Source organism: Arthrobacter sp. UYCu723 (assembly GCF_054059215.1).
Genome location: NZ_JBSSBW010000001.1, coordinates 2,234,494 through 2,251,767, shown reverse-complemented (window position 1 = coordinate 2,251,767; position 17,274 = coordinate 2,234,494). Strand labels below are relative to the sequence as shown.

At 63.9% G+C, this 17,274-nt stretch carries 12 protein-coding genes; 4 read left to right on the top strand and 8 right to left on the bottom strand.

What is annotated here, in order from left to right; all coding sequences use genetic code 11:
- The first annotated feature begins 248 nt into the window (after window positions 1–248).
- Window positions 249–1,184, top strand: a complete 936-nt coding sequence (locus tag ACVWZ8_RS10540; protein ID WP_456504607.1) for an ABC transporter substrate-binding protein — start codon at window positions 249–251, stop codon at window positions 1,182–1,184.
- 65 nt (window positions 1,185–1,249) lie between these two features.
- Here ACVWZ8_RS10540 and ACVWZ8_RS10535 read toward each other — a convergent pair whose 3' ends face one another.
- From ACVWZ8_RS10535 to ACVWZ8_RS10525, 3 genes are all read right to left on the bottom strand, one after another.
- Window positions 1,250–3,196, bottom strand: a complete 1,947-nt coding sequence (locus ACVWZ8_RS10535; RefSeq protein WP_456504606.1) for a putative bifunctional diguanylate cyclase/phosphodiesterase — start codon at window positions 3,194–3,196, stop codon at window positions 1,250–1,252.
- Entirely contained in the window at window positions 3,193–5,121 is a 1,929-nt protein-coding gene (locus ACVWZ8_RS10530; RefSeq protein WP_456504605.1) for an ATP-binding protein, read from the bottom strand. The genes ACVWZ8_RS10535 and ACVWZ8_RS10530 overlap by 4 nt, the downstream gene beginning before the upstream one ends.
- 418 nt (window positions 5,122–5,539) lie before the next feature.
- Window positions 5,540–6,928, bottom strand: coding sequence for an MFS transporter (locus tag ACVWZ8_RS10525; RefSeq protein ID WP_456504604.1), 1,389 nt, complete (start codon window positions 6,926–6,928; stop codon window positions 5,540–5,542).
- Between the two features lie 173 nt (window positions 6,929–7,101).
- Between ACVWZ8_RS10525 and ACVWZ8_RS10520 the strand changes: the two genes are divergently transcribed.
- Window positions 7,102–7,485, top strand: coding sequence for a MarR family winged helix-turn-helix transcriptional regulator (locus tag ACVWZ8_RS10520; protein WP_456504603.1), 384 nt, complete (start codon window positions 7,102–7,104; stop codon window positions 7,483–7,485).
- A gap of 157 nt (window positions 7,486–7,642) precedes the next feature.
- Here ACVWZ8_RS10520 and ACVWZ8_RS10515 read toward each other — a convergent pair whose 3' ends face one another.
- Window positions 7,643–8,461, bottom strand: coding sequence for a GOLPH3/VPS74 family protein (locus tag ACVWZ8_RS10515; protein ID WP_456504602.1), 819 nt, complete (start codon window positions 8,459–8,461; stop codon window positions 7,643–7,645).
- Between the two features lie 579 nt (window positions 8,462–9,040).
- The gene (locus tag ACVWZ8_RS10510; RefSeq protein WP_456504078.1) at window positions 9,041–10,303 is read right to left on the bottom strand and encodes an IS701 family transposase; all 1,263 of its coding nucleotides are present in this window, start codon (window positions 10,301–10,303) and stop codon (window positions 9,041–9,043) included.
- A 255-nt stretch (window positions 10,304–10,558) separates the two neighbouring features.
- Between ACVWZ8_RS10510 and ACVWZ8_RS10505 the strand changes: the two genes are divergently transcribed.
- Window positions 10,559–11,929 (top strand): IS1182 family transposase, encoded by a 1,371-nt coding sequence (locus ACVWZ8_RS10505; RefSeq protein WP_456505937.1) that lies wholly within the window; start codon window positions 10,559–10,561, stop codon window positions 11,927–11,929.
- A 176-nt stretch (window positions 11,930–12,105) separates the two neighbouring features.
- Here the strand turns inward: ACVWZ8_RS10505 and ACVWZ8_RS10500 are convergent, their stop codons facing one another.
- Entirely contained in the window at window positions 12,106–12,516 is a 411-nt protein-coding gene (locus ACVWZ8_RS10500) for a BRCT domain-containing protein (protein WP_456504601.1), read from the bottom strand.
- A gap of 133 nt (window positions 12,517–12,649) precedes the next feature.
- Between ACVWZ8_RS10500 and ACVWZ8_RS10495 the strand changes: the two genes are divergently transcribed.
- Window positions 12,650–14,941: a putative transposase gene (locus ACVWZ8_RS10495; RefSeq protein WP_456504600.1), complete on the top strand. Its 2,292-nt coding sequence runs from the start codon at window positions 12,650–12,652 to the stop codon at window positions 14,939–14,941.
- Here the strand turns inward: ACVWZ8_RS10495 and ACVWZ8_RS10490 are convergent.
- The gene (locus ACVWZ8_RS10490) at window positions 14,938–15,522 is read right to left on the bottom strand and encodes a 3'-5' exonuclease (protein ID WP_456505936.1); all 585 of its coding nucleotides are present in this window, start codon (window positions 15,520–15,522) and stop codon (window positions 14,938–14,940) included. The two genes, ACVWZ8_RS10495 and ACVWZ8_RS10490, sit on opposite strands and share 4 nt — an antisense overlap.
- A gap of 135 nt (window positions 15,523–15,657) precedes the next feature.
- Window positions 15,658–17,169 carry a DUF4041 domain-containing protein gene (locus tag ACVWZ8_RS10485; RefSeq protein WP_456504599.1) on the bottom strand — a complete coding sequence of 504 codons (1,512 nt, stop codon included), beginning with the start codon at window positions 17,167–17,169 and terminating at the stop codon, window positions 15,658–15,660.
- Between the last annotated feature and the right edge of the window lie 105 nt (window positions 17,170–17,274).

The window sequence follows — 17,274 nt, the reverse complement described above, 5'->3', positions numbered from 1 at the left end:
GGTGCGGTCCCAGTGTAAACGGGCGCAATGCGTCGGTCACTGGGACGGTGCAACGGGTCAACCTCGCCTCGGGACCTTGCCGGGCGCGACCTATCCAGATCGTCCTGCGGGGACACTTCCACCGTCACATCGAGGCGCTTCAGCCCGTCACAGCCAATCTCGCCCGTCGCAACGGACACAGGAAGCTTGTTTGCACGTTTTTTATAGGAAGATGTTACCCACGCCACACGAGAGTCGGGGAAGTTCCATTGAAAACGAAAAATGACGGCGGTGCGGGCTGGCTCTTCGTGGGATCGATCGGGCTCGCATTGGTTGTGGCCCTGTCGGCCTGCTCAGGCAGTGCAAATTCGGCAGCTGCGGTGGCGTCGCCCAGTGGCAGCGTTGACGGGGCAGCCTCCGCGGCGCTCCCGGCCAAATACAAGGCCGCCGGCGTCATTAATGTCGCCTCGGACATACCCTTCGCGCCGATGGAGATGCTGGACGCTGACAACAAGCTGACGGGCTTTGACTACGACCTCGCGCAGGCCATCGGGCTCAAACTTGGGGTCCGAATGGATTTCCAGACGCAGGCGTTCGACACCATCATTGATTCCCTGCAGTCCGGGAAGCATGACGTCATTATGTCCGGCATGAGCGAAACCCCGGTTCGGCGGGAGACACTCGACTTCGTCGACTACCTCCATGCAGGGTTTTCCATCCTCGTCGCCAGCGGAAACCCCCAGAAGATCACCAACGTGCTTGATCTCTGCGGTAAAGACGTGGTGGTCCAAATAGCCACTGTGCAGGCAGGTATTCTGCACGGCTTTGACGCGAAATGCCTTGAGGGGGGAGCCGCACCGATGATTATCGCCGAGCTGCCGCTCGAGACGGACGTGCAAAGCGCGGTCCATTCCGGCCGGGCCGTCGCCGAGATCGTCGATTCGCCGGTCGCAGCCTACGCGGCACATACTGCCGGGAACGGCACAATGTTTGAAGTCGTGGAGGACGCACGCAACCATGCCGGCTACGCACCGGCGCACACCGGGATCGGCGTCCTGAAGAAGGATTCACAACTCCGCGATGCGCTCTTGCTCGCCCTACGGTCCGTCGTCGCGGATGGCACCTACGACAAAATACTGCACAAATACGCACTGAGCTTCTATGCCGAGGAAAATGTCGGCATCAACCTAGGGTCTGCAGACTGACGAAACCAGCCCACAGGCCGTCCGTGCCTTGTCCCGGGCCACAACACGGGACAAGGCACCGCCCGTCAGGACGTCGCAACGATCGGCAAGGGCACACCTGGGGTGGCTGACGACCGGTCTGCAGCCTGACCTGGAGCGCCGGCACGTTCCCAGAACCACCGCCAGAGGTCCTCCTCGGGCATGGGCCTGCCCAAGTGGAAGCCCTGTGCGGCATCCATGCCCAGAGATTTCAATGCCCCCATCGTCCCCTCGTCCTCGACCCCTTCGGCCACGACGGTCAGGCCAAGGTCGTGGCCCAGGTCCACGGCGCTTTTGACGATCACCGCATCGTCATGGTCGCGGGTCAGATGCTTGATGAACGACCGGTCGATCTTCAGCTCGTGGACGGGAAGGTTCTTCAGGTAGGCCATCGAGGAGTAGCCGGTGCCGAAATCATCCACGGCCAGGCGGACCCCCATGTCTCGTAGGCTCCGCAAAATGTCCACGGCAGTTTCCGGATAGGCCATGACGGCTCCCTCGGTCAGCTCAATTGTGAGCAGCCCGGCGGAGACGTCCGCGTCGGAGAGGTGTCCGGAGACCACCCCGGGGAAGCCTGTGTCGAACAGGCTGCGGGCGCTGACATTGACTGCCACCGGCAGCTGCACCCCCTGATCGAGCCAGGTGCGGCAGCAGCGGAGCGTACGGGCCATGACGAAGTCTGTGAGCCTGTGGATGAGCGTGCTCCCTTCGGCCACTTGGATAAAGTCTCCGGCCAGGAGTAGTCCGCGGGCGGGATGCTGCCAGCGAACAAGCGCCTCCACGCCCAGCAGTTCGCCGCTGTCGACCGCGAATTTGGGCTGGTAGTACACCACCAGCTCCTCGCAGTCGAGCGCTTGGCGCAGCTCGCCGATCAATGTCAGGTGATCCGACGTGCTGTCGTCGGTGCAGGCGGAATAATGGGCGTAGCCGGACCGGTCCGCCTTCGCCTTGTACATGGCGATGTCAGCTTGGCTGAGCAGCTCCTCCAACGTCGGGTCCTCATGATCCTGGGTTGCGGCCGCAATACCGATGCTCGCCTCGATGCCGACCGTCGCGTCCCCGAGGGCGAACGACGCCTCGAGTGCCCGGCCGATGCGGATGGCGATATTTTCGCCGGCCCTGGGCCCCCCATCGCTGAGCAACACTACGAACTCGTCACCTCCGAACCGCGCCACCGTGTCGCCGGGTCGCAGTACATCAGATAGCCGCAGGGCGACTTGGCGCAGCAACACGTCCCCGAATTGGTGGCCGAGGGTGTCGTTCACTTCCTTGAACCTGTCCAGATCCAGCATCAGCACGGCCGGCTGGCTGGCGTCCCGGCGGGCCGTGGCCAGCGCCTGGGCGGCCCGGTCCGCGAACAGCAGCCGGTTCGGCAGCCCGGTCAGGGCGTCGTGAGTGGCGAGCTGGGTGACTTCGCGCACGAGTGCCTCCAGCTCCCGGTTGGCCACCTCCAGCGCGTTGGTTCGCTCCTGGACTGCCGCTTCCAGCCGGCTCACCTTCTCCTCCGCCCGCCGTGTCATTTCCCACTTGGTCGTCAGTGCAACTGCCAGCTGCGCGACCTCGATGTTGTCAAAGGGTTTCTTGAGGATGAGCAGCCGATCCTCCACGCCGAGCTGGCCGAGGACCTCATCCCAGGAGTAGTCGGAGTGGGCGGTGCAGATCACGATCTGCAGCCGGGGATCGGCTCGCCAGATCTCCTGAATGGTCTCGACCCCGTCCCATCCTGGGGGCATGCGCATGTCGACAAAGGCCAAGGCGTAGGGCTTCTCCGCCACCATCGCCTCGCGGACCTTGTCCAGGCCTTCACGCCCTTGATAGGCGGATTCGAGGTCAAAGCTGTCCGCGGCAGGCTTGCTCACCTCGCCGAAGAGAGCCGCCTCTGCGGCGTCCATTTCCGTTCCGGCCCCCGCCCCGGACAGTATCCTCCGGAAGTCCTCGTGGATGGAGGAGGTGTCGTCGATCAGTAGGATGCGGCGATTCGTCGGCGTGCTCATGCCGTCACCGGCCGGTTCTCAAGGGGCAATTCCAGAGTGAAGGTGGCGCCCGCACCGGGTCCGTCGCTGTGGACGTCCAAGGTTCCGCCCATCTCTTTGGCCGCCAGCGCCGAACTATGCAATCCGAAACCGTGTCCATCAACATGGGTGGTGAACCCGTGCGCGAAGATCCGGGTCAGGTTCTCCGCAGGGATCCCTTCACCAGTGTCGGACACCATGATCCGTACCGCTTTCCCATCCGCAACCTCGGCCCTGATGCTGATCTGGCGCGGCCGTTCCGCATTCCGCTTCATTGCGTGCATCGCGTTGCCGATGATGTTGAGCAGGACGAGCAGGATTCTGTGACGGTCCAGCGGCAGCAACGAATCTGCGGGGAAATCCCTGGCGACCACGACTGTGTCGTTACCCAAGACACCGGCCATGCGCAACGCGTCCTCCACCAGTTCCCTGACGTTCACCGGCTCAACCACGCCGGATACACCAGCCAGCGACTGTTGGGCGCTGACGATTTTCTTGATGTGGTCGACGCCGTCTGTCAGGCGCAGCAGCTCTTCCGCGACGCTTGCCTGTTCGATCGCCAGTGTCTTCGCCAGCTCCTCCAGATAATGCGGGAGCGCCTTGCCGCGGGCATCGGTCGTGAGGAAATCGGCCAGGTCATCGGGATGTTCCCGCATCAGGGCAACTGCCCTGCCAAGCCCAGCAGACTTGGATCCCCTGACCTTCTGGACCGCAAGGTTGGCGGAAACGTTGACGCTGTTGAGCACGTTCCCGACATTGTGCAAAACGTTCGTGGCGATCTCAGCCATGCCGGCCTGGCGGGCGGAGTCAACCAACTGTGCCTGGGCGCCGCGGAGCTGTGCCGTCCGTTCCTGCACCAGCCTCAGAGCCCGGGCGCGGCTTGTACCCAACACGTACACCAGCACACCGAGCATGAGGCTCAGCGAGATACCGCCCAGCAGCAGCGCAAGAGCATTCCCGTCCGCTGCTACCCCACCGCCGAGGACGGGGCCGGTGGTCAGCACCGTCCATCCGTTCTTGAGATCGATCCTCGCCGACTGGGCACCCTGTGGCGCGGTGCCGCTGGAGAAGAGCACGGCCGAGGGCCCGGTCCCGTACTGGAACGTGACGGCAGTATCCGGATGGCCCTGCAGGGCCCGGTCCAGGATCAGCTTCGGCACGGTTGTCATGCCGAACCACCCCAGGAACGCGGCCCGGCGCCCCTCGAGCGTCGGCGGGATGAAGCCGCCGCGATAGTAAGGGGTCGAAACACCGAGGGCCGGATCGTCTCCGACGGTGAACGGGGCGTAAGAGCTTTCCCCGGTGTCCCTGGCCTCCAAAAGCGCCGGTCCACGCCCGCCCGCGCAAAAATCCTGCCCGACGGGGGCCCCGGTCTGGGCACTTCGCACCCGACCAACCGTGCCCAGGCAGTAGTACGCGCGGGCGCCCGGAGGATCAACCTGGAATTTGCCCGAGGAGGCGAGCGACGCCCACGGGTCCCTCTGCGCCTGCTCCGCGAACGCGGCCAGGCCCTCAGCCGGGACAAGGACGGCGTTTCCGTAGTCGTGCAGCTCGGGATAGCGTTCCAGTGCCCGGATCGAATCGGACCACTGAAGGAATTGGGCGTTGGAGCCGTCCGGGTTCCCGGCAAGGTAGGCCGCGCCGCTGAGCGACAAGTCGTCCTCGTGCTGGACCGCCAACTGCAGCGTCGAAGCGATCTCATCCGAGGAACTCTCGAATGCCGTGCGGGATTTCTGCGCATTGTTGTGGGCCTCCGTGACGGCCGCGAGGGCGGCACCGCACGAACCTCCGACAATAAGGACCGCCGCGACCAGTGCCCACACATGGCTCCGCCTCGCACTTCTCGCAGCCGCGCGCAGGAGGGGCGCCACCTTTTTCGGTTCCCGCGGGGCCGCGGCCGCAGGCATGCCGGCTCCACTCCCGTGCCCACCGGGGCCGCCGTTTCCGGAGGCTCCCAGGTTGTGTGCACTTGGTGGTTCCGCCTGCTCGTTGCCCGTCCCCGGGGCGTGTTTTTGCAGGTTTCCTAGCATCTGGTCGGTCCTATCCCCCCGGTAGGCTGGCTGACCCGAGGGCCCCGTGCCGTTCCGACGCCGCCTCACGACGGATGTGCCTTTGCTGCGACGTGGAGAGCCGGCGCGCCCGTGGCCAAACGGCCACCCGGCATGCATGAAACAGACCAGTAGTGCCAATTGAGGCCCACGGGGAGGGGATTGTCAAAAGCCGAACACGGCGCGCCGTAAGAGTGCTCCGGATGCGTCCGTATTCGATTCCCCCGGAGGCTATTCCGGGAGCCCGGCCGATGTCGACTCCGGCCAGCAAATCGTCTTAGTGAGCCGTTGCCGTTGCCGTTGGCTTCCGGCGCAGGGACGGCGTCGCGGCGATGAGTAGGGCAGCAATTGCCACGGCAGCGCTCAGGATCAGGCCGGGGCGGTACTGTTCCAGCATGGCGGCCGCATCCAGGCGGGCGCCGCCGTCGGACGCGTTGCCGTGACCGCTGACCATCGCCGTGGTGACGGCGAGAACCAGGGCGGCCCCCACCTGGGTGCTGGTCTGGATCAGTCCGGCCGCCAGGCCCTGTTCAGAATTCCGGATGCCAGCGGTGGCCTGGACGTTGATGGACGGGAAGGCCAGGGCGAAGCCGACGCCCAGCAGCAGAACCGACGGCAGAATGTCCGTCACGTAGTTGGGCGACGTGCCCACCCGCAGGAACAGCAGGTAGCCGAGCGCCAGCGACGCCAAGCCGCTCAGGACCAGCCGCGGGGCGCCAAACTTGTCGATGAGCCGGTCCGCGAACGGTGCGCTCGAGGCCACCAGCAGGCCTGTGGGAAGAAGCGCCAGAGCCATGCCGAGGGGGCTCCATCCCAGCACGGACTGCAGGTAGAGCGTGAGGATGAACTGGAAGCTCAAATATGAGCCGAACAACCCCACGGCGCTGAGGTTCGCCCGCGCCACCCAGCCTTCCTTGAGGATGCTGAACCTGATCAGGGGGTGCCTGACGCGGTTTTCGATCACCGCGAACGCTGCCAGCACTGCTGCGGAGGCCACGAATCCGGCGATAGTTGCCACAGATCCCCAACCGTTGCCGGGCGCCGAAACGAGCGTGTACACGAGCCCGAGCATGCCGGCGGCGAGTGTGACGGCGCCCCAGAAGTCATGCCCGCTGTCCTGGTCGCGGCCGGCGGCGTTGTCACGGGGGATGTACCTCAGGCCAAGAATCACGACGGCGACCGCCACCGGTACGGAGACCAGGAAGGTCCAGCGCCAGCTCATGGCGGTCATGAGGCCTCCGACGACGAGGCCGAGTGAGAAGCCGCTCGCGCCGAAGGTGGTGAAGATGGATACGGCGCGGTTACGTTCGCGCCCTTCCGCGAAGTTGGTGGTGATGATGGAGAAACCGGCGGGTGCGGTGAACGCCGCCGCCAGCCCCTTGACGAACCGGGTGGCGATCAGCAGGGCCGGGTCATCCACCAGGCCGCCGAGCAGGGAAGCGGCGGCGAAGACGCTGAGTGCGATGAGGAAGATGCGCCGCCGGCCGAGGAGGTCCGCCATCCGGCCGCCCAGCAGAAGCAGGCTTCCGTAGCCGAGCACGTAGGCGGACACGATCCATTGGAGGGATTCGGTTCCCAGGTGCAGTTCGGTGCCGATCGAGGGCAGTGCCACGCCGACCATGGAGACGTCTAGCGCATCGAGCGCCAAAACGGTGCACAGGACCATGAGCAGCATCCACTGCGCACGGGTCCAGCGGACGGGAGCAAGCCGTTCTCCGGCAGGTCTTTCCTTTCAAGAGTGGAAGTCGAAGTCATGCCATCAACTTATATGACGCGTCATTGAATGACAAGGAATATTATGACGTGGACTTTTAAAACGTCATGAACTAGAGTTTCTGCATGGCAACACCGCAGGACCGCCAGCTGGTTGAGCAATGGCGCAGCATTCAGACCACGCACTTCCACACCGCGGGAGCGATCGATCGCGCGCTGGAGTCGAAGTTCAGCATCGGCCTGACTGAGTTTGAAATCCTGGATCTCGTGGCCGAAAGCGCCGACGCGGCGTGCCGGATGAAGCAACTGGGTGAGCGCACCCCCATGACCCAGAGCGCCATGTCCAAAGTGGTGGACAGACTCGAAAAAGCCGGACTCATTTCCCGCCACTCCTGCGAAGATGACCGGCGCTCACTCTTCCTGGAGCTGACCGACGCCGGTTGTGCGCTCCACCGGCAAGCCGCCATCGAACACCGGGCCCTGCTCAGGGAATACCTCGTCAGAGACTAGTCGTCAGCTTTGCCGCGATCGTCCAGATCGAAAATTGCGCACCTCGAAAGATCCGGCACCATCGACGCCTTCAGGTTCATGGCCAGCGCTGGGCCGCGGCGGGCTTCTGGAGTCCACGCAGAACGACAACTCCCGCGCCTGGCGATTTCAGGCAGCATCATAAGGTTGCGGCTTCTTCCTCCGCCAGTCTGATCATGCGCAGTTCGTCCTCCACCGCACGGGCAGGCCAATAGTCCTTCGCCAGCTCACTTGCCCGGACTCTGTCCGCTGCCGGGAAGAGCTTGCCAAACAGTCCGGCCGCCTGAAGCAGGGCGATCAGCGCCGTGGTCCTGGCATCGGGCACCTTGGAAACAGGCTCGGAATCGGGCTTCGCGTGAGCGGGCGTCCTGACATCAGACGTGCCGGCATCGGTCGCCGTGGGATCAGGCGTCGTGGCATCAGGCGTCGTGGCATCAGACGCCGCCGTATCAGACGATTCTGCAGCGGGCGCCTTGGCGTCAGGCTTCGCGGGTTCCCACGGCGCACCGCTGAGTGCGGCCTGGATCTTTTGCAGAATCGCAGCTTCCGGAGCATGGTCCTTCTCCGGGTACCGCACGGCCCGGAACCGACCCAGGTGCTTTTCGCCGACATGTTCCACGATGCCCAGGGACGCCATCCCCTCGTAGACACGCTGCACTTCGGCGCGGCCCTCCAGCATGGAGACCCACCGCTTGGGAGTGTGGGGTCGAGATTTGCCACGGATGAGCTCAAGCTCGTGCTGGAGGTCCGTTTGCGGGGCGGTGCCGGTAGTCCTGACGCGCTTCCCCTGCAGCCCGATTGCACCGATCAGGTCCAGCTCGGCCAATATTGCCCCTGCCAAAGTGGTCCTGAGTGCGTACACCGGCACTTCAGGTTTGCCGTCTTTGTCGTTCGTTGCCAGCAGGAGGAAAGCCTGGGGAAGGTTCAGCTCCGCCGCCTTCGGTGTTTCAGCATCCATAGGATCATGGTGGCGCAGTTGGGCAGCCGCCACAATGAGGATTTACAAGCGTCGACGTCGGCGTCTACATTGCCCTGCCGCTGGCCAGCCGCTTCCAAAAGTTTGCGGCCACGGTGAGCGGACGACGGCGGGACGTCCCGCCGTCGTCCGTTTGCGTTTTGCGCGGTGCTCACAGGGCTCCGCTCCCGGAGTTATCGGGGCGGGCTGGCCTGATTCCAGAAGCGAGCCCGCCGATAATTACTTCAGGCCAAGAACGCTCTTAAGCTTGACCAGCCACCCAGGGCCATCAGAAAGTTTGTCCAATCGGTTCCGAACGGAATGGTCACCGGGGTCGCCGGCAGCACGCTTCGGTGCGGTCCTCGCAGAAGCAGCACGAGCGGTCGTCACAACCGTGGGCTTCGGTTTAGCGCCAGAAAGGGCAGACGCATCAACGGAGGGCACCGATGGCAAGACCTCCTCGTTGGCTCTCGCGCCTCCTAGTAGTACTTAGTTAGGTTGGAGCTCGCGGTTGGCAGTAGGGGCAGTAGCCGGTCCGGACGGCGACGAGGTGTTGGAGCTCGCGGAGGATGCCGTAGAGACTCAGGCTGCCCCAGGCGCTTTTGGGCGTGTCAGGCGCAGCGTGGTGATGAAGAGGTGGGCGGCGGTGACGAGGGTGGCGTGGTGGTGCCAGCCCAGCCAGGTGCGGCCTTCGAAGTGGTCGAGGCCGAGACCGGTCTTCAGTTCGCGGTAGTCGTGCTCGATGCGCCACCGGATTTTGGCGATCCGGACGAGTTCCTTCAGCGGTGTCGTCTCCGGCAAGGTGGAGAGCCAGTAGTCGGTGGGCGCGGGTGCGCCTTTGGGCCATTCGGCGAGCAGCCACTCGGCGGGGAGGGAACCGTCCTCGGCGCGGGGGATATCGCGGTTGGCTGCCCGGACCCGCAGTGCGATGAACCTGGAGGTCATCGACGCGGGTTTGTTGCTGGTGGTGGACTTGGTGCCGTGCCGCCAGGTGACCTGATGTAGCTTCCGGCGGCCGGCGTCCATGACGAGGTCTTTGAGTGACTTTGGGGCGTCCAGGTATCGGCGCTGGTTTGAGCGGGGGCCTTTGCCGGCGTACTCGGCCACGCCGATGGCTGCGTCTTGGAGGTGCGCGGTCGTCGAGTGCTTGACGGCGACCATGTAGGGGATCGTTCGTTCGCTGAGCCCGGACCGGAACGCGGTGATCTCGCCATAGCCGGCGTCCCCGACCATGATCGGGGGCCGGTACCCCCAGGCGCCGAGTTCGTCGATCATTTCCAGCGCCATCGCCCACTTCGTACGATGGCGTTGCATCTCGGGGATCTGCGCCTTGGCCCGGCGGGCGGCGATCATTTCGGCGTGGGCGTTCGTGTCTGCGGACGTGTCATCCCAGGCTTCCGGCACATAGAGCCGCCAGTCCAGCGGGCAGGACGCCTGGTCGGTGGCCGCGTGGATGCTGACGGCGATCTGGCAGTTGCCGATCTTGCCCAGGGTGCCCGAATACTGCCGGGCAACGCACGGCGAGGAGCCGCCGTCCTTCTTGAAACCGGTATCGTCAACCACCCACGCGTCGGGGCCGATCACCTCGACGGCCTTGCGCACCAGGACCCGGCGGACCGGCTCGAGCTTCCACGGCGAGGACGAGACGAACTGCTGCAGCTGCTGGTAATCGACCCCGAGCCGGCCGCCCATCGGCTGCATCGATTTCCGCCGCCCGTCCAGCATCAGACCGTGCAGATACAGGTTCCCCTTGTTCCGCTGATCCTTACGCGGAAGCGACGCGAACACATCCTGAACGAACGCTTCCAGTTCCGCTTTGGTCTCGGCAAGCTCATCCGGTTTCATGCCTCGAAAATTAACAGGATCGGTCAGGGATTAAAAGCCGCCACGCCGACCTAACTAAGTACTACTAGGTGCGTGGGTCAGTTATGAGGGCGCCGGTTTTTAAAACGCCGGCGGATTTACGAGGCCCTGGCTTTGGTGGCTGGGAGAATCGGGGGCATGGATACCGGTTCTTCCGCGCAGGATGGTTTGTTCGACGAGTCGGTCGTGGAGCGGGTCGAGCAGCCCACCGTTGTGCCGATGGATGCCAACGGCGGGATGAAGAAGCGTTTCAAGGCGTTCGAGCCCGGAGCGGTGATGCTGGTCCCGCCGTCGCTGGATGAGTGGTTGCCCAAGGGCCATCTGGCGCGGTTTATTGGCGAGCTTGTGGACGGGGAACTGGATCTGACCCGCTTCTATGCCTCCTATGCCAAGGCCAAGGGCCAGCCGCCGTATGATCCGCGGTTGATGCTGCGGATCGTGCTGTACGGGTATTGCGTCGGGGTGCGGTCCTCGCGGGAACTGGAAAAGGCCTGCACGGACGTGGTCGCGTTCCGCTGGCTGGCCGCCCAGCAGGCCCCGGATTTCCGGTCCATCGCCCGGTTCCGCGAACGCCACCTCGCGGCGTTGGCCAACGTGTTCCTGCAGGCGCTGGAGCTCTGCCGGGCCGCGGGCATGGTCTCGTTGGGCCATGTGGCACTGGACGGGACGAAGGTGCGGGCCAACGCCTCCCGGCACAAGGCCATGAGCTATTCCCGGCTGACGGAGAAGCAAAAGGTGTTGGCCGATGAGATCAGCGACCTGATGGCGGAGGCCAAGACCGTGGACGCGGCCGAGGACGCCCGCTTCGGGCCGGGCAAACGCGGCGATGAGCTGCCCGTCGAACTGGCAAACCGGGCCCGGCGCGCCGCCGCGATGGCCGCCGCCCGGGAATCCCTCGAAGCCGAAGCCGCGGAGAAGGCCCGCCGTGAGGCCCAGGCGAAGGCCCGGGACCGTGGGGACGATGACGAGGATGTCTCCGGCAAGGGCGAAGCGGCCGCGTCGGCGGCGGAACCAAAACCGACGGCGCAACGCAACTTTACCGACCCTGACGCCCGGATCATGAAGACCGCGGACGGTTCCTACCACTACTGCTACAACGGGCAGGCCGTCGTTGATAAAGATCACCAGGTCATCGTGGCCACGGAGTTGAACAACACCGCGGTGGACGTGCAGCAACTGGTCCCGATGGTTCAGAACGCCCAAGAGACCCTGAAGGCCATGCCCGGGAAGTGGAGCGCCGACGCCGGGTATTGCTCGGCGGCGAACCTCGAACACGTCAAAGACCTTGAAGCCAGTGGAACCACGGAGTTCTTCATCTCCACCAGGCGGATGAAACACGGACGCCCGGTCCCCGAATCACCCAGGGGCAGGATCCCGGCAAACGCCACCCCGGCCGAGCGAATGGCCCGGAAACTGAAAACGAAGAAGGGCCGGGCGGTCTACGCACGGCGCAAAGCCATCGTGGAACCGGTCTTCGGACAGATCCACACCCGGCAAGGCAAACACGTCCTCTTGCGCGGACTCGAGAAAGCATCCGGGGAGTGGAAGCTGATGGCCGGCTGCCACAACCTGCTCAAACTCTTCAGCCACAGGGCCCAACCCGCCTGAACACCCCCGGGGGTGCCCCGGGATCAGACCTGCAGAACCGAACCCCGGGCCGCAGGAGCCACTCCAGGTCTCCCGCCGGCAAAATGCCAGAGGCCCGCCCCCTTTTTTCCAGAAAAAGGAGACCGGCCACCGGCCGCCGTGGTGCAAGCCTGCGAAACCGTCAAACCACTACCGACTCATGCACCTAGAAGCTGAATGAATTCCTTCTCGCCCAGCACCGTGATCTTTTGGCCAAGTCCAATGTAGTCGTGGGCCTTGCGTTCCTTTCCGGAAGCGCCCAAGTCTCCGGCAGATGCCGAGTGCGTAGAGTCTGACCGCCCGATGACGACGTAAGTTGTCTTTTTGGTCACTCCCTGACGGTTGGTCGCTCCGCAGTCCGCGACCGCTGCCATGGCGTCAAGCCTTGAGAAACTCTGCAGCTCGCCCGTGAAACAGAATGTGTGACCAAAAAAGGGATGCTGCGGGTCGGCGGAGGCATTGGGTTGAGGCAGATCAGCTAGGCGAAGGTTCCGCTCGGTCGTGTAATTGATCTGCCCGCCGACCGGGGTTCGCGTCTTACTCGAATCTAACCCCAGGACTCTGGTCATGGTCGGGTGGCGGTTTTGCGGGTTTGTTGATTTTTCGGTGTTTTTGCTTGGTGAGGGCTGTTAACTTCACCCATTCTTCGATATAATAGATCATAGAATCTGTGTCGTTGAGAAGGGTGGAATGATGAGTCTTATGACTGCTCAGCCACCTCTTCCCGTGGCGATGGTTTCGGATGCCGTGCCGTTGGGGTTGGCGGGTTCGGTGGTGAAGGATGCCAGCGGTGGCGGGGCCGTGTACCTGCATGGCCAGATATCGTTTGCCTGGGATGGCGGCGACGAAACCGCACGCCGCTGGGCAGCAGTGAAGCTGGTACAGCTCAAGGCTGCCCCGCTGGGTGAGATCGCAGCAGCTTTCTCGGTCACGCCCGGCACGGTGTGGGCGTGGGGTCAGTTGCTGGCCGACGGCGGCATCGTGGCCCTGGTGCCGGAAAAGAAGGGCCCCAAGAAGGCATCCCGGCTCAGTGCCGATGTCATCAACCAGATCGTGGAACTGCGCGCCACCGGCCTGTCCCAGCAGGCCGTCGGGGATGCTGTGGGGGTCTCGGAATTCAGTGTCCGCCGGGCCCTGAAACTCGCCGCCGAACAAGCCATTGAACAGGCCACCAAAGACGCAATAGAAGCAACAGCACCCGGTGCCAGTGAGCCGGAAACGCCGGTGTCGGCTGTTGTGGTGCAGCCGGAATTGCCGATCCTGCCAGCCCCCGTGCCACGCACCAGTGAGCGCACCGCAGCCGGCCTGGCCGAATGCGCTGAACCGGTGTTTGCCCCGGCGGCACGGGTCCCGCATGCTGGGTTGTTCCTGGCCTTCCCCGCACTGGAGGCCACCGGCCTTCTGGCCTGTGCGAAAGCCACCTACGGGGCGTTGCCGAACGGGTTCTACGGTCTGGAAACGATCCTGATCGACTCGGTGTTGCGGGCCTTGGCCGGGGAGGCCCGGGCGGAGGGCGCCACCCGCTTCAACCCGGAGGACCTGGGCCGGGTCTTGGGGTTGGATCGGGCCCCGGAAGTGAAGACGATCCGCCGGCGCATCGCCCAACTCGCCGAGACAGGGAAGGCGCAGGATTTGATTGCGGCCCTGGCCGCCCACCACTTGGGCAACGTGGGCCCGGGCGGGGAGAATGGTGGAGAAAACTTGGCCGCGGTCCTCTATGTGGATGGGCATGTGCGCGCCTACCAGGGCACGAAGAAGATCGGGAAGCTCTACTCCACCCGGTTGAAGTTCCCGGTCCCGGCGACGGAGGAAACCTGGGTCTCTGACGCCAACGGATCCCCGGTGTTCCTGGTCATGGCGGCCCCCGGCGCTTCCCTGGCCGGGGAACTGCGCGCCCTGTTGCCGAAGCTGCGGGACATCATCGGCGATGAGCGGCGGGTGCTGGTCGGCTTTGACCGCGGCGGCTGGTCCCCGGCCCTCTTCCAACACATGAAGGAGCAGGGTTTTGATGTGTTGACCTGGCGGAAAGGCAAAACCGACGACGTTGACGAGGCCCTGTTTACCGAGATCACCCACGCCGACGAGCACGGGGAAACCCGCACCTTCTCCGCAGCGGACATGCTCGTTGACCTGCCCCTGACCACCACTGCGAAGACCGGGGAGGTGTTCCGGATCCGCCAGATCACCCGCATCGTGGCCGCGTCCGGTGGTGGCACCCGTCAGATTCATATCCTCACCACCGACCACACGGTCCCGGCCGGGGAGGCGATCCACCGGATGGGGAACCGGTGGCGGCAGGAAAACCAGTTCCGCTACGCCCGCATGCACTTCGACCTGGACTCCCACGACTCCTACACCAGCGCTGATGATGATCCGGAGCGGATGGTCCCCAACCCCGCCAAGGCCAAGGCCTACCAACGGGTTGTGGCAGCACGGAAACACCACGCCGAGGTCACCGCGACCGTTGATGCCGCCGAACTCGTGTTGAAGACCCCGCCGCCCGACACCGAGGAGCTCATGGTCACCAATGCGATGATCAACCAGCTGAAGGCACCCTTCTGGGACGCGGAAACAGCCCTCACCCAGGCCGAAACGGCCCACGCCGAGCTCCCTGCCAGGATCCGCCTCGGCGACCTCGCCCCCGGCCAACAGGTCCTGGACACCGAGACGAAATTCATCCACCACGGCATCCGCATGGGCGCCTACAACACGATGATGACCCTCGCCCGGGAGATCCGCACGAACACCGGCTACAAGCGCAGTGCCGATGAAGCCCACGCCCTCATCCGCCAGGCCTTCAGCCAGTCAGGAAACATTGACCCCACCGTCCCCGGCATCCTGACGATCAGCTTGGACCCGCTGCCCACGAAGGCAAAAACCACTGCGATCGCCGAACTCTGCGAACACCTCACCCAAACCGCGACGCGTTACCCCGGGACCGACCTCATCCTCAAATACGAGGTCAAATCCAAGGCGCCGGCTCCGAGGCATTAAATCGCGATATCCGGAGTCCTGAACCCCCTGGCTCCTTTCGCGCCGAGCGGGGCCGCCCACATTTCAGCAATGGACTCGAGTTGTCGCATGCGGGCTATGGCAAGCACCACGCTGGCGCAGGCGATCGCGTCCGCGCCAGCCTCGTGGTGTTCAAAGGGCGGAAGGTCCAAATGATCAGTGACATCGTTCAACCTGTGACGCGGGAGATCCAGGTGCCCTTGGGCGAGTTCCAGTGCGCAATAGAACTCGTGCTGTGGCAGGTCAATTCCAGTCACTTCAGTAGCGGCTCTCATGACGCTCGCATCGAACCTGGCGTTGTACGCCACGAAGTGCCCGCCGGCGGCGAATCGGAAGATGCTTGCGAGTGACTCTTCCCAGTCACGGGCGGTCACAACGTCCTGTGCACGGATGCCATGTATGCCGACATTCCTAGGTTCAAAATGATCGAGGCCACTGGGCGGCTTGATCAGCCACGACGCTCGTTCGACTATCTCGCCGCTTACAACCCTGGCCAGACCGACCGCGCACACCGAACCACGTTGACTGTTGGCCGTCTCAAAGTCGATTGCGGTGAAGCACATTTCACGCACTGATTTCCCCATTTTCCGATTCCACACTTAGTTTCAAGATTCTTTACCGGGCTTCGCCCATTCGTGCTGGCTAAGGGCCAGGTTGCTCGGCCGATTGACCAAGATCCCTAGGCTCCATGCCAGCACCTACCTGGCGCCGGCGAGCTGCACCGTCTCGCGCAGGTCCCTGGATGCGGCGAACTCTTCGGCCGGCGCATTCTCCTGATATTCGACGAGCTCCACGTGATGTTCAACAAGTGCGTCCTTTACCGCTGCCGGGGAGGCGTAGAAGTACTCACGGCGCAAGTTCACCAGGTTCACCCGCTGACCGGCGAAGTGCTGGTGAAGCATGGTTTCAATACCTACAGCGTCCTTGGAGAAGAAAAGTGCGTGTACGTCAAACAGGAATGGGACGGATGCATCCCCCAGTTCTCGCACACGCTCCATGGGGTTGAGCCGGCGCGTCATGCCGATCTTCACCACCCCATCACCAAATGCCCCGAGGTTGGAGATGACATACACGTACCCGGCGCGGGTATTCAGGGCGTTGTCTTCGGCGTCCGCAAGCTTCGCCTCCGCCTCGTCCAGCTGCTCCTGGACTCGCTGTACGCCTTCAAGGTCTCCGGCGGCCTGAAGCTGGATAAGCACGTTGGCGTAGTGATCCACTTCCTTCTTCTGCTTGGCCTTCAGCGCCTCCCATTCGCGCTGGGCCTTGACCGCCTCACGGGCTTCGGCCCGCGCCTCGGCCTCTAGTTGCTTCTGAATGGCGACGGCTTCCAGGTGCCGGGCAGCGAGTTCGAGCTCCTTCTCGCGCAATCCGTGGAAGGCGCTGGTGATTTGGAGACCGATCATGGTTCCGCGTTTGGCGATCTGCTCTCGTGCCTTCTCGAGCCGGGCAGCGGCCGTGTGGAGGTTCCCAGCCTTCACCGTCTTCACACAGTTCTCGGCTTCCGCGTTGTAGGCACGCAGCAGGAGCGCAGAGAGGTCGCGGACGAACTTGGAACCTTCCTTCGCGGAACCGTTGAATGTGAACCCGGAGACGGTAGTAACCGCGGTCTTCTCACGCAGTTTGTCCTTGATTCTGGCGCGGACGGCGGCCAGTTCGTCGGCAAGCTTTACCGACGTTTCTGCAGGATGCTCGTAGTCGTAGAACCCGATGTTGTGCCGGTCGGCAACCTGCCGGACGTCTAGGACCTCACCTCGGATCGCGGCGAGCTCGGCGTTGGCCGCCGCCAGCTGCTGTTCAGCTGAAGAGATATGGCGTGCCAAATCGGCATCATGGCGCTCCTTGGACAAAGTGTCCATGGCCCCGAGCCTCTGCAGGTCGGCGAGCATTTGAACGTTCGCCAGGTACACCTCATCCGCGTATTGCTTCAGCCCCTTCGCCGGCAGGGGCGGGGCGCCGAGACTCGTCCGGTAAGTGTTCTCAGCACTGACCTCGAACCCTTCAGCAGGAGCACCAAAGGCCTTCTTGTACTGCTTCAGGACGTCAAGCAAGACCCACAGCACACCCCCTGCCAGCAGGAGGCTAACTAGCAATGCGTTCGACGGAAGGAAGGCAATAAGTGTCAGGCCGGTGCACGCCAACGCGATATGCCTAGCAAAGCCAACCGGCTTCTTCTTCGGTTTCTCCGGTTCTTGCGCAGGGCCGGATGACAAGTCAGACATGGTCCCCCAATAGTCGAGTAATGATGCTCGAACCGTAGCAGCACCGACCGACCTTGATGCGGCGGGGAACCGCGAGGTCGGAGCCACGACCGGAAT

Bases quoted from the DNA above. Each gene is read 5' to 3' on its own strand.
- ACVWZ8_RS10535 (WP_456504606.1), bottom strand. From the start codon at position 3,196: ATGAGCACGCCGACGAATCGCCGCATCCTACTGATCGACGACACCTCC.
- ACVWZ8_RS10530 (WP_456504605.1), bottom strand. From the start codon at position 5,121: ATGCCTGCGGCCGCGGCCCCGCGGGAACCGAAAAAGGTGGCGCCCCTC.
- ACVWZ8_RS10525 (WP_456504604.1), bottom strand. From the start codon at position 6,928: ATGGTCCTGTGCACCGTTTTGGCGCTCGATGCGCTAGACGTCTCCATG.
- ACVWZ8_RS10520 (WP_456504603.1), top strand. From the start codon at position 7,102: ATGGCAACACCGCAGGACCGCCAGCTGGTTGAGCAATGGCGCAGCATT.
- ACVWZ8_RS10515 (WP_456504602.1), bottom strand. From the start codon at position 8,461: ATGGATGCTGAAACACCGAAGGCGGCGGAGCTGAACCTTCCCCAGGCT.
- ACVWZ8_RS10510 (WP_456504078.1), bottom strand. From the start codon at position 10,303: ATGAAACCGGATGAGCTTGCCGAGACCAAAGCGGAACTGGAAGCGTTC.
- ACVWZ8_RS10505 (WP_456505937.1), top strand. From the start codon at position 10,559: ATGAAGAAGCGTTTCAAGGCGTTCGAGCCCGGAGCGGTGATGCTGGTC.
- ACVWZ8_RS10500 (WP_456504601.1), bottom strand. From the start codon at position 12,516: ATGACCAGAGTCCTGGGGTTAGATTCGAGTAAGACGCGAACCCCGGTC.
- ACVWZ8_RS10495 (WP_456504600.1), top strand. From the start codon at position 12,650: ATGACTGCTCAGCCACCTCTTCCCGTGGCGATGGTTTCGGATGCCGTG.
- ACVWZ8_RS10490 (WP_456505936.1), bottom strand. From the start codon at position 15,522: ATGTGCTTCACCGCAATCGACTTTGAGACGGCCAACAGTCAACGTGGT.